10 protein-coding genes are annotated in these 11530 nt (G+C 50.3%); 6 read left to right on the forward strand and 4 right to left on the reverse strand.

Features of this window, described 5'->3' with window-relative positions; genetic code table 11:
* Positions 1-13: 13 nt before the first annotated feature.
* The 3 genes from DU000_RS00655 to DU000_RS00665 all read right to left on the reverse strand — a co-directional run bounded on the left by DU000_RS00655 (position 14) and on the right by DU000_RS00665 (position 4080).
* Complete coding sequence (locus tag DU000_RS00655; RefSeq protein WP_114402035.1) at positions 14-934, reverse strand: patatin-like phospholipase family protein; 921 nt, start codon at positions 932-934, stop codon at positions 14-16.
* 5 nt (positions 935-939) lie between these two features.
* A complete protein-coding gene (locus DU000_RS00660; protein ID WP_147266944.1) occupies positions 940-2403 on the reverse strand; it encodes a coiled-coil domain-containing protein in 1464 nt (487 codons plus the stop codon).
* A 135-nt stretch (positions 2404-2538) separates the two neighbouring features.
* Positions 2539-4080 (reverse strand): sensor domain-containing diguanylate cyclase, encoded by a 1542-nt coding sequence (locus DU000_RS00665; RefSeq protein ID WP_114401440.1) that lies wholly within the window; start codon positions 4078-4080, stop codon positions 2539-2541.
* Positions 4081-4245: 165 nt separating this feature from the next.
* Here DU000_RS00665 and DU000_RS00670 point away from each other — a divergent pair, with 165 nt between their 5' ends.
* The 4 genes from DU000_RS00670 to DU000_RS00685 all read left to right on the forward strand — a co-directional run bounded on the left by DU000_RS00670 (position 4246) and on the right by DU000_RS00685 (position 8522).
* Positions 4246-4623: a Rid family detoxifying hydrolase gene (locus tag DU000_RS00670; protein ID WP_114401441.1), complete on the forward strand. Its 378-nt coding sequence runs from the start codon at positions 4246-4248 to the stop codon at positions 4621-4623.
* Positions 4624-4642: 19 nt separating this feature from the next.
* A complete protein-coding gene (gene recG / locus DU000_RS00675) occupies positions 4643-6733 on the forward strand; it encodes an ATP-dependent DNA helicase RecG (RefSeq protein ID WP_114401442.1) in 2091 nt (696 codons plus the stop codon).
* Between the two features lie 108 nt (positions 6734-6841).
* On the forward strand, positions 6842-7795 hold the full coding sequence (locus DU000_RS00680; protein ID WP_114402036.1) for a LysR substrate-binding domain-containing protein: 954 nt from the start codon (positions 6842-6844) through the stop codon (positions 7793-7795).
* Between the two features lie 136 nt (positions 7796-7931).
* Positions 7932-8522 carry a CBS domain-containing protein gene (locus DU000_RS00685; RefSeq protein ID WP_114401443.1) on the forward strand — a complete coding sequence of 197 codons (591 nt, stop codon included), beginning with the start codon at positions 7932-7934 and terminating at the stop codon, positions 8520-8522.
* A gap of 45 nt (positions 8523-8567) precedes the next feature.
* Here the strand turns inward: DU000_RS00685 and tal are convergent, their stop codons facing one another.
* Positions 8568-9542 (reverse strand): transaldolase, encoded by a 975-nt coding sequence (tal, locus tag DU000_RS00690; protein ID WP_114401444.1) that lies wholly within the window; start codon positions 9540-9542, stop codon positions 8568-8570.
* 137 nt (positions 9543-9679) lie between these two features.
* On the opposite strand from tal, the gene carA reads away from it, so the two are divergent.
* Together carA and leuE are read left to right on the forward strand one after the other, a co-directional pair.
* Positions 9680-10849 carry a glutamine-hydrolyzing carbamoyl-phosphate synthase small subunit gene (gene carA / locus DU000_RS00695; RefSeq protein WP_420812086.1) on the forward strand — a complete coding sequence of 390 codons (1170 nt, stop codon included), beginning with the start codon at positions 9680-9682 and terminating at the stop codon, positions 10847-10849.
* A 17-nt stretch (positions 10850-10866) separates the two neighbouring features.
* The gene (leuE, locus tag DU000_RS00700) at positions 10867-11514 is read left to right on the forward strand and encodes a leucine efflux protein LeuE (RefSeq protein WP_114401445.1); all 648 of its coding nucleotides are present in this window, start codon (positions 10867-10869) and stop codon (positions 11512-11514) included.
* The last annotated feature ends 16 nt before the right edge of the window (positions 11515-11530 follow it).

An 11530-nucleotide genomic window follows, 5' to 3' on the forward strand; every position in this document is an offset into this window, starting at 1 on the left:
TGAAGGTTGCTGATTAAGGCCGCTGTCGCTTGGCTTGCAGTTTTTGCCGAAGTTCATTCAACGCCTGCTGTGTTGCTTTTTCACCTTCCAGAATATTAGTGTGACGAGCGTTAAAATCCGTTCCCGCACTGCGTAAGTTAGGCCGTAACACTAAATCGGCATCGGCGAGCTCGTATTGGCTGATTGACTGTCCCATAATCGTAAAAGTCTGCAGTAGATTGGCCAATGACCCCCCTGTTTCGGCGTATTGTGGCTTTGAGGAAATGTCAACGGCGATGACAAAATCGGCCCCTAATTTACGGGCCGCTCTGACAGGCACAGGACTAGTCAGGCCGCCATCGACATATTCTCTTCCTTGAATCATGACTGGCTGAAAAACCCCGGGGACAGCGCTGGAAGCACGAACCGCCATACCCGTGTTGCCGCGTTCAAAAATCACCATTTCACCGGTTTTCAGATCCGTAGCGACGGCCGCAAATGGTTTGCTCAGCTTTTCTAAGGGGCGCTGCTGAACTGCCTTGTTGATAAAGTTTTGTAAGGCCTCTCCCCGTAAAATACCCCGCAGGGAAAGTGTCCAGTCGCCGATTTCACTCTCCTCCATTTGCAATGCAATTTTCTGCAACTCAAAGCCGCTATAGCCCCCTGCATACAGCGCGCCAACGACACTCCCCGCGCTTGTGCCGACGACGATATCTGGAATGATTCCCTGTGCTTCGAGGGCTTTGATGACACCAATGTGGGCAAAGCCTCGGGCCGCGCCCCCGCCCAAGGCCAGCCCAATCTTAATGGGGCGTTCTATCGTCGCCGTTGGCTTGGGCGGTGTTGAGGGCGGCGCTTGAACAGGCGTATTGGGACTTTGGCAGGCGGCGATAATCAGACAGGCGAAACAAAATAAGCTGAACTTACTTGCACGCAGCAGCGGAGCATAAAACATAAGCATCAGGGTTGCGTATCCGGCAATAGAAGTTTATTGGGCGGTGGTGGCGTCGTACCCGTCTTTTTGGGTGCTATTAATTTCTTTTGCGAAGCAGGGCTGAGCTCATAGGTGAGTTGTAATTCACCATTGAGAATCGGCGTTTCTGCTACTGCAGGCGTTGTTTGCACGACATCGGCGGGAGGTGGGTTGCCAGTGCCGAATAGGGGGAGCATGGACCGTTCAGGGAGTTGGTTAAACCAGAGGTAGAGTCCTGTTCCAAGGCACAGCAACAGGATCAGACTACTCCCTATAATGCGGCGTGGAGTAATGATGGTTTGGCCCTCTTCAACGGCGGTTTGCAGGCTCTGTGTTTCGAGTTGCAAGGTCAATGGGCTGAAGATTTCGTCACTCTGCGACAGACGGCTCTGCTGATAATCGACATTGAGTTGTTGCTCGCTGGTTTGCGCCCGCAAGGTCGATAAACGCTCTGCAAGTGTCTGTTGATGGGCTTCAAGCGTGTATTTTTCTTCTTCCTGTGATTCTATCTGTGCCTGTAAGGCGGCTAAGGTATCTTGCTGGGTGAGCAACACGGTTTGTTTTGCCTGCAGTGTGTCTTCAACAGTAAGGAGCTGGGCTTGCACTTGAGCCAGCTCTGCTTCTCGATTAGCTTGCAGTTGGGCGAGCGCTTGTTGTCGTTCTGCTGTTGCGGCCAGTGTTTGTTCTATCGCATCTAAGCTGGCTTGTTGCTGTTCGAGTTGCTGATTGAGCGTGAGTTGAGCCTGCGTGCTATCGTCAATTTGTTGATTCAGCGCAGAGAGCATCGCATCCAGTTCACTGAGCTTTTGTTGCAACTCATAACGCGCTCCTTGCTTTTGTTCCAATAACTGGCGCAAAGGCTCAATATCGGCAAGGAGAGCTTGGCTTTCCGTGATCTGTTGCTCAAGGTGGGTAATGCTGTGATTAAGTTTATCTAGCTCTGCGCGTCGTTGTTCAATGCATTCAGTGCGCTCCGCATGAAGTTGCTCGCTGCGGTTTTGTAGCTGCATTAAAACGTTCTCTTGCTGTGCGACTGTCTGTTGCAGGTTCGCTATCTCAGTTTCGAGCTCTAGTTTCTGCGCTTTGGTCGTTTGGACTAACTCTTCTCGCTCTTGAAGCAAGCTAGTACGTCGTTCACCGAGATGCGTGATCACGGCTTTCAGGCGCTGAATTTCTTCACGCAGGCGCTTGGTTTGACTTTGTAAGTCTTTGCGTTCATCGACCAGGGCTAAGTTTTCAATATAAACCGTATTTTCGATAATGCTATTGCCCCCCAGCTCAGGGATTTGGGGGTCAAACACGGTGTCATCTGTTGGCGCAGCGCCATGGCTTGGGTTACCCAAACCCATGTCCCAATTTGGGCGACGCCGAATCCAGCGCGTCATTGCCGTGAAAAAATTGCTGGGTTTTTGAATCGCAGTGCGAGGCATGGGGCTAACAGAGACAGTCATCTTGGCGCAACATTAGCATGAAATGTCAACGATGCGTCTTTCCGAAAGAAGTGAAAGTTCTGATTCCCTTGGGCACGTGGTTTTTTAATCTAACGGTTTGACGTTCTCATGGCAATTAGATGGCGGACTGCCTATTTAATTTGCAATTACAATCTGGTTTTTACCATTGATTTTGGCGGTGTACATAGCTTCATCAGAACGTTCAATCAGAGACTCAAATTCTTCATTTTCGTTGCGCGTTGCTATACCTGCAGAGAAGGTCATATAGAGAGATTGTTTTCCATAGACATTAAGAGGAGTTCCCTGTAATTTCTCGCGCGCTCTATTTATGATTTGAGCAGCCATGTGTGCATCCCCTCGAATCAGTACGATAAATTCTTCCCCACCATAGCGGGCCAGACGATCATTCGTTCGTAGAGAATTGCGGAGTGTCTTTGCGATCAATACCAAAGCTCTATCCCCAGTTGGATGACCGTATTTGTCATTAATTAATTTAAAGTTATCAATATCAATCAGGGCTAGCGATAAGAAACTATGTTCTCGCTTGCTAATGGCGAGTTCAATTTGATAGGTTTGAATAAGACCGCGCCGGTTTAGCGCATCAGTTAGCGGATCGTGTTGAATCAGCCGCGCAAACGTTTTTTGAAGAGCGCGACTACTACGTAAGGTCATATGGGTTAACATTGTCAGTGTTGCGCTAATAATTATCCCAATCAGTAGTATCCAATGTTCGCCATAAAATCCTCGTCTACTAGCAAGTACGGGACTCGGCGAAACCCGAATCGTCCAGGGGCGATCACCTAAATCGATTGCTCGGTAAGCAAAAACTTGTCGCACTGGCAGGTAAAGCTCAGCTCTAACTAGAGTTAACTCTTCTTCTTTATGCGTACTGTAAATGCTGGGAGGAAGTTGTCGTGAAAATTCTTCATCAAATAATTCAACGATAAATTTGCCATTGCTATTGTCCAACAAATTACTGAGCATTCCGGCAACCTCAAAGGTAAGGGCAATACCGTAAATGGCGGTTCGACGTGCCCCTGTTGGGGTCTGGGTCGACTTGAAGACCGGCAATATCATGACTGCGCCAGCGATAGCCTCTCCGGTGCCATAAGAGGTTGGTAGATCTAGACGGCCAGAAATAACAGGTTGCTGATTGAAGATGCTGCGTTCTAGCGTGTCTTTCCAAACAGGGTGATGATTAAGCTGCTCACCAATTTGCCTAGCAGGAACGCCGTAGAAGCCATAACTTTGACTAACGCTAAAGTTACCATAGTTAATAAGTCCTTGATGCTCCCCTTGATTGGTAATGTCAATAATTTCAAAACGCCGTATGCCAGGGAAAAGCCGCTCTAGATCAAGCTGTTTGCAGTAAGTTGCCCAGATTGATTCTGTTAATTGATTTTTGTCATTTAGCCAAGCGTTTGTGCTGCGTATTAATTGCTCAATCTGTTGCAGCCTTACCTTGGTTGATGTTTCGATTAGATTACTTTGTTCATCAACTTTACGTTGTATTTCGTGGATCGTTTGTTGCCGAGTCCATTGCCAAGATAAGCCAGTTAGCGTAACGGAAACCAAGAAAATGATGAATGATAAACCCCAATGGGCCAAAATGGCCCAGCGTTGCGTCGTATGTTCTAGATGACTGGTTTTTTGTTTGAAGAATGAGAAAGACCGCATAGCTTAAATCCATTTTGACTAATTAAATTAGCGGCATATTTAAAATAACCTTGAGTTTTTTGAGTAAAGGATGTTTTTGGGCTTAGGATTCAATTCAGTCATTTAAAATCAGAGTGCGCTGATCGTATACCATTCGTGGGTCAATGTTATAGGGAAACAAAGAAAATGGAGAAAGTCGTTATCAATAGTCAGGGTGCTCCCGCCGCGATTGGGCCCTACAGCCAAGCGATTCAAATTGGTACAACCCTTTATTCTTCCGGCCAAATTGGTCTGGACCCCGTGTCTGGGGAATTAGTGTCTGGGTTTGAGCAGCAGGTTCACCGTGCTTTTCAGAATCTTCAAGCGGTAATCGAGCAAGCCGGTGGCTCGATGGCACAAGTGGTTAAATTTACCCTTTTTCTAACCGACTTAAGCCAATTTGGCGTCGTGAACAGTATCATGCAAACCTATGTGCCACAGCCTTATCCCGCTCGTTCAACCGTGGGGGTAGCCAGTTTGCCGCGTGGGGCTTTGTTTGAAGTAGAAGCCATCGCTGTGATTTAAATCGTGTCCTTGCTGGGCTGTGGCTACTCTTGACGCGCTTCTAGAAAAACTGGGGATCACGACACCGCAGGATTTACTCTTGCATCTGCCTCTGCGCTATGCTGACTTCACCGAATTAACGCCTTTTTCTGCTTGGGGCGCGGGCGTCAGTGTGCAGGTACAAGGTGTGGTCATTGCATCGCAGATTCACTACAAACCTAAGCGACAGTTAATTGTTCAGGTCCAGCCATTGCTCCCTGCTTCATCAGAGGAATCAGGGGCATTTTCGCCTCCTCTGGTGCCTAGCTTACAGTTACGTTTTTTGTATTTCTATCCAAGCCAGCAAAAGCAGCTGGCAGTGGGGCGCCATATTCGCCTACACGGCGAGTTGAGATTGGCCTTTCCCGCGCAAGCAGGGCACTTTGAGTTAATCCATCCCCAAATTCTGCTGGCGGGTGATGCCGAGCAAGTCAGCAATGCGCCTTTGCCAAGCCATTTGACCCCGATTTATCCAACTACCGCTGGCTTGGGTCAAACCCGCCTGTGCCGTCTGATTGAGCAGGCTTTGGCGCAACACCTATCCGCTTATCCCGATACGTTGCCACCGGCTATTCTGAAAAAAAATGGCTTATTACCTCTGCCGCAAGCCTTGTCGATCTTGCATCAGCCACCCGTTTCTATATCCCTTGCGCAGTTATCAAACCGCGATCATCCCGCATGGCAGCGGGTGAAATTCGATGAGTTGTTAGCCCAACAGCTTTCGCTACAGCAAGCTCGCGTGCAACGGACAGCACAGCAGGCGCCCGCCTGTCAGGGGCCGCATTTATTGGTTAGGCAATTCCTTGAGCAGTTACCCTTTCGCTTAACCCAGGCACAACAGCGGGTATCGACTGAGATTCATCAGGATTTAACTCAGACTCAACCAATGACGCGGCTGTTGCAAGGCGATGTGGGCAGTGGCAAAACAGTGGTGGCGGCCATGGCAATGTTGCAAGTCATTGCGGCAGGGTATCAAGCGGCCTTAATGGCACCCACAGAAATTCTGGCCGAACAGCATTATCAAAAATTGTCGAGCTGGCTCGCGCCCTTGGGTGTGCGATTGGCCTGGTTGAGCGCCAGTATCAGCAAAAAAGAGCGTCAGCTAACGCTCGCAGCAATTGCTTCTGGCGATTACCATGCGGTGATTGGCACCCACGCCCTGATTCAGCAGGGGGTGGTTTTCCATAACTTGGGCTTGAACGTCATTGATGAGCAGCATCGCTTCGGGGTGGCCCAGCGCATGCATTGGTTGACCCGCCCCGATGGTTTATTTGTGCATCAACTATTGATGACAGCAACCCCGATCCCGCGGACGCTTGCGATGACTTTATATGCCGATTTTGATGTATCGACGTTGGATGAATTGCCCCCAGGTAGGCAGCCGATTGTGACTAAATTGATTGAGTCGAGCCGTCGAGAGGCCGTGCTACAGCACATTCAACGTGAGGTTGAGGTAGGGCGTCAAGTTTACTGGGTTTGTCCCTTGATTGAAGAGAGTGAGCATCTTGACCTACAGACCGCCCTTGCCACGCAGGCTGAGTTAGCAGCGCGTTTTCCTACATTGACTGTCGGCTTGCTGCATGGTCGCATGAGTTTGCCAGAGAAAGCGGCGGTGATGCAGGCCTTCCAGGCGAATCAACTCGCGGTGCTGGTTGCCACGACGGTGATTGAGGTTGGCGTTGATGTCCCTAATGCCACTTTGATGGTGATTGAGCATGCGGAGCGATTTGGGCTGGCCCAGTTACACCAGTTGCGAGGACGGGTAGGGCGCGGCGAACACGCCAGTGTTTGCGTTTTGTTGTACGAAAGCCCGCTGGGCGAGCAAGCAAAAGCACGGTTGCGAACTTTGTATGAGTTTCAAGATGGCTTTGAAATCGCCAATCAAGACCTTCTCATTCGTGGGCCTGGTGAATTTCTAGGCTGGCGTCAGGCAGGGGTGCCCTATCTTCGCTATGCCGATTTGACCCAGGATCAGTCTTTGCTTGAGCTTGCCCGTCACGTTGCCGCAACAATGGTGGCTGAATATCCAGATGCTGTGCAATTACACCTTGACCGCTGGCTACCCAATCGCGCTAAACTTCTACATGCTTAATTGTTGTGCAATTTGGCTATTCGTTTTACAAAATCAATAGATTCTCTGCATCGCCGGATATCAGCTGCGGTGATGCTAGCAGTGACGCTGGCGCTGAAAAAATTGGGTATGACACTAACGGAATTAAAATATATCGTTGCAGTTGCACGTGAACGCCACTTCGGTCGAGCGGCGGAGGCTTGTTTTGTCAGTCAGCCAACGCTCTCTGTGGCGGTCAAAAAACTTGAAGACGAATTGGGTGTCCAGCTGTTTGAGCGTGGAAATAACGAAGTTAGTGTCACCCTCTTGGGCCAGGCCATTATTGCCCAGGCGCAGCGGGTGTTGGAAGAGACGGCAGCCCTTAAAGAGCTGGCAAAACAGGGAGCAGATCCGTTAATCGGGCCGTTACGTCTGGGGGTCATTTATACCATCGGTCCCTATCTCTTGCCCGCACTGATGAAAATCATGATTGCACAGCATCCCGACATGCCCCTGTTGTTGCAAGAAAATTTTACCCACAAGCTGTTAGAGCTGTTGCGCCAGGGCGAGATTGATGCAGCCCTGTTGGCGTTGCCGATTACTGACGCAGGCTTAGAAGTTCGCGAGCTCTACGATGAGCCTTTCATGGTTGCCGTCAGCCGCCACCACCCTTGGGCTCAGCGCGCGCCGCAGGCTGCAATTAATGCAAATGAATTGAAGAATGAAACAATGCTGCTGTTGGGGGCCGGACATTGCTTTCGAGACAACGTGCTTGAGGTGTGCCCAGAGTTGGCGCGCTATTCGCAAACCACAGAAGGCATTCAAAAAACCTTTGAAGGAAGCTCATTAGAAACGATTCGGCACATGGTCGCTGCAGGGATCGGGGTCACCGTATTGCCCCAACTGGCGGTGAGTGCCGATGACCGTTCGCGTGAAGTGAGTGGTGGCGATTCTTTGTTGCGCTATTTGCCCTTCAAAGAGCCCGTCCCGGCACGTCGTGTAGCCCTTGTCTGGCGTCGCAGTTTTACCCGCCAAGCTGCCTTGGAAGCTTTGATTCTGGCTCTGAAAAATACCGATCTGCGACACATCAACTGGTTAGTTTGAAACTGAACTCGCCGACTTTTAGCGCAAATAAGGCGTTTTCTCTGCCAAAACCAGGTCAAGTTTTAATCTCCTCTGCCGTAAAAAAACTTAGGCCCAATAGCGGCTGCCGAGATAAATTACTGTGGAGGAAGAGAGCATGCCCCAATTCAAATCATTACAAACGCAAAGTGTGCAGGCCGTTCAGGCTTGTGTTCGTGACGGCGTATACGCCCCTAAACAGGTTGGCTTGAATTCACCTGCGACCAAGGTGATGACTGATTTTCATAACATCCCGCCAGTGACGATCCAAGCTGATGCGCAAATAGAGCAGTGTCACAAAGCCATGATTATGGCTGGTGTGAAGTCTCTCATTGTCGCAGACGGAAAAAATCAAATCCTGGGGCTGGTGACCGCTTATGATGTGATGGGCGAGAAACCCATGCAAATGGTGCAGGAGCGGGGCGTGAAGTTTAACGAGTTAACCGTGCGTGATGTCATGCGTCCAGCCAGTGAATTACAAACCATCAGTATGAGTGCCGTGGAAACCGCTGAAGTCGGTCACATTATTCAAACTTTGCAAGCGCTAGCTGTCCACTATTTGCTGGTGACCGAGATGGATGGAGCAGCGAACGTATTGCGCGGACTCTTTTCAGCGGCGCAAATCGGTCGTCAATTGAATATGCATGTTAACGTCGAATCTGGCGCGCAAACCTTCGCACAAATTGAGGCGGCTGTTGCTGCCGCTTAAGTCATCCGTCTGCGCAAGACACTAGGCGCGGGCTTCGCCCGTGACCTAGGCTGCGAGCAAAGTGGCTAGTTTTTCTGTGTCAGCCACAAAAGCGCGGATGCCCTCTGCCAGTTTTTCACTCGCCATGGCGTTTTGATTCAACTGATAACGAAAACTTGCTTCATCGACAGCGACTTTAGCAGGCCGCTTCACTGTTGGTATTGTTGCTGCGGTAGTCATATCCAGTTGGCGAGTTACTTGACCGCTAGTACTTTGCAGTTGTTCGAGTAACTCCGGGCTGATGGTGAGTAGATCACATCCCGCTAAAGCTAGAATTTGTCCGGTGTGACGAAAACTGGCGCCCATGATTTCCGTTTTATAACCATAGGCTTTGAAATAGGTGAAAATTTCCCGCACTGACAACACGCCAGGATCTGTTTCTGGCGGGTAATCTTGTCCGGTGTTCTTTTTATACCAATCCAAAATACGGCCGACAAAGGGCGAAATCAAAGTGACTTGGGCATCCGCACAGGCTACAGCTTGCCCCAGAGAAAAGAGTAGCGTCAGGTTGCAATGAATGCCTTCTTGTTCGAGTTGCCGCGCTGCTTGAATCCCTTCCCAGGTTGCTGCAATTTTGATAAGCACGCGGTCACGCGATACCCCTGCCTGCTCATACAGCTTGATTAATTGACGTGCTTTAGCCAAGGTGGCTTGCGTATCAAACGATAGCCGTGCATCCACCTCGGTAGAGACCCGACCGGGGATGATGCGCAGGATCTCATAGCCAAAAGTAACCAAGAGGTGATCAATCCAGCCTTCGACGCCGACATGGGGATAATCTTGTTTCACCTTATCAACCAGCGCCCGATATTCGGGTTTTTGTGCAGCCTTGAGAATCAGGGAAGGATTGGTCGTTGCATCTTGCGGTTGATAGCGTTGCATCAACTGAAAATCACCGGTATCTGCGACAACGGTTGTCAGCTGTTTAAGTTGATCTAGTAAAGAAAGCGCGGTAGCGGGTGGGGACGCGGTAAGGGTCATATTCTGTTATAATTCAAAGGTTTATCTGCACGTATCCTGAGCGAGGCGGGCATGGCTTGTGAGTGTTGTGCTCAAGTTCCCATGCTCACGCCCCAATCGATCTACGATCAAGCAAAATCATAATCCAGGAGTTTACTTTGTTGCCGTCTTTTTTTAATGCCTCAACAAAAGTCAAAGCAATGTTGGCTTTAGCAGACGGAACGGTATTTCACGGTTTTTCCATAGGGGCCACAGGCCAGACTGTCGGTGAGGTGGTGTTTAACACTGCCATCACGGGCTATCAGGAAATTCTGACCGATCCCAGCTATTCCCAACAAATCGTCACCCTTACTTACCCGCATATCGGCAATGTCGGCATCAATGAAGAGGACGGTGAATCTAATCGTCCCCAAGCCATCAAGGTCCATGCAGCGGGTTTAGTCATTCGCGATTTACCCTTGCTCACTTCCAATTTCCGTTGCACCCAAACGTTGGATGCGTACCTGAAAGCGCAAAACATCGTGGCGATTGCGGGGATTGATACTCGCAAACTCACCCGTATTCTGCGTGAAAAAGGCGCGCAGAATGGCTGCATTTTGGTTGGCGACGATGCAGAAAAAGCGATTGCCCTCGCGCAAGGCTTCCCTGGCTTGGCCGGGATGGATTTGGCCAAAGTCGTGAGCTGCACGCAGTCCTACGAATGGACCGAAACCGAATGGACGCTCGGCGCAGGCTACGGTCAATTGAGCAATCCTAAATTCCACGTGGTCGCATTTGATTACGGCGTGAAGCGTAACATCTTGCGTATGCTCGCCAGCCGGGGCTGTAAAGTGACCGTGCTGCCCGCGCAAGCCACGGCTGAACAAGCCTTGGCTTTAAAACCGGATGGGGTATTCCTTTCTAATGGCCCCGGCGATCCTGAACCTTGCGATTATGCGATCAACGCGATTCGCACCATTCTCGATACCACCAAGATTCCCGTGTTTGGCATTTGTTTGGGCCACCAGTTAATGGCCTTGGCCTCCGGTGCGAAAACGCTGAAGATGAAGTTTGGTCACCACGGTGCCAACCATCCGGTGCAAGATTTGGATACGCAGCAAGTGCTCATCACCAGCCAAAACCATGGCTTTGCGGTGAATCCTGATCACTTACCTGCGAACCTGCGGATCACGCACAAGTCGTTGTTTGATGGTTCGATTCAAGGCTTAGCGCGTACCGACCGTCCGGCGTTCTGTTTCCAGGGGCACCCGGAAGCCAGCCCGGGGCCCCATGATATTGCCTACTTGTTTGATCGCTTTATTCAGGCCATGCAGGCAATATCACGTTAGGCAAAGGACATCCGCGTATGTTTGGTATCACCGATCTCTACACGTATGTTTTGGGCACGATAGTGATTATTTTACTGCCGGGGCCAAACTCCATGTATGTGCTCTCGGTTGCTGCGCAACGCGGGGTTAAGCTAGGGTTTGCTGGCGCCTGTGGCATCTTCGTGGGTGACACCATCTTAATGCTGCTGACTGTGATCGGTGCGGCCGGCATATTGAAAACTTTTCCCGCCCTGTTTGCGCTGGTCAAGTATGCAGGGGCGGGCTATTTGGCTTGGCTTGGTCTAGGCATGCTGCGACGCGCCTGGCGCAGCTGGTCACACGCGCCTACTGTTGCCTTGCCTCGCATGGAGTCAGCGGATATGCGACAGCCATTTACACGGGCGCTGTTAATCAGTCTCATGAACCCCAAAGCGATTTTGTTTTTTGTGTCCTTTTTCGTGCAATTCGTTGATCCTGCGTATCCTCATCCAGGGTTGACCTTCCTGGCGCTAGGCGGAATTGTGCAACTCTTCAGTGCAATGTACTTAACCGTTGTGATTATTGCTGGTGCGCGCTTGGCCAATGCCTTTCGTCGTCGTCAGCGGCTCTCTGCCAGCTTAAATGCAGGCGTTGGGTGTGTATTTTTAGGCTTCGGTGCCAAACTGGCTGCAGCCACCTTGGAATAAAAGTTCAAAGAATCGT

Origin of the sequence: Parvibium lacunae (assembly GCF_003335215.1) — a bacterium.
Lineage (GTDB): Bacteria > Pseudomonadota > Gammaproteobacteria > Burkholderiales > Burkholderiaceae_D > Parvibium > Parvibium lacunae.

What these genes read in the sequence shown, in the direction of transcription:
- DU000_RS00655 (WP_114402035.1), bottom strand. Translation starts at nt 934, where the DNA reads ATGTTTTATGCTCCGCTGCTGCGTGCAAGTAAGTTCAGCTTATTTTGT.
- DU000_RS00660 (WP_147266944.1), bottom strand. Translation starts at nt 2,403, where the DNA reads ATGACTGTCTCTGTTAGCCCCATGCCTCGCACTGCGATTCAAAAACCC.
- DU000_RS00665 (WP_114401440.1), bottom strand. Translation starts at nt 4,080, where the DNA reads ATGCGGTCTTTCTCATTCTTCAAACAAAAAACCAGTCATCTAGAACAT.
- DU000_RS00670 (WP_114401441.1), top strand. Translation starts at nt 4,246, where the DNA reads ATGGAGAAAGTCGTTATCAATAGTCAGGGTGCTCCCGCCGCGATTGGG.
- DU000_RS00680 (WP_114402036.1), top strand. Translation starts at nt 6,842, where the DNA reads ATGACACTAACGGAATTAAAATATATCGTTGCAGTTGCACGTGAACGC.
- DU000_RS00685 (WP_114401443.1), top strand. Translation starts at nt 7,932, where the DNA reads ATGCCCCAATTCAAATCATTACAAACGCAAAGTGTGCAGGCCGTTCAG.
- tal (WP_114401444.1), bottom strand. Translation starts at nt 9,542, where the DNA reads ATGACCCTTACCGCGTCCCCACCCGCTACCGCGCTTTCTTTACTAGAT.
- leuE (WP_114401445.1), top strand. Translation starts at nt 10,867, where the DNA reads ATGTTTGGTATCACCGATCTCTACACGTATGTTTTGGGCACGATAGTG.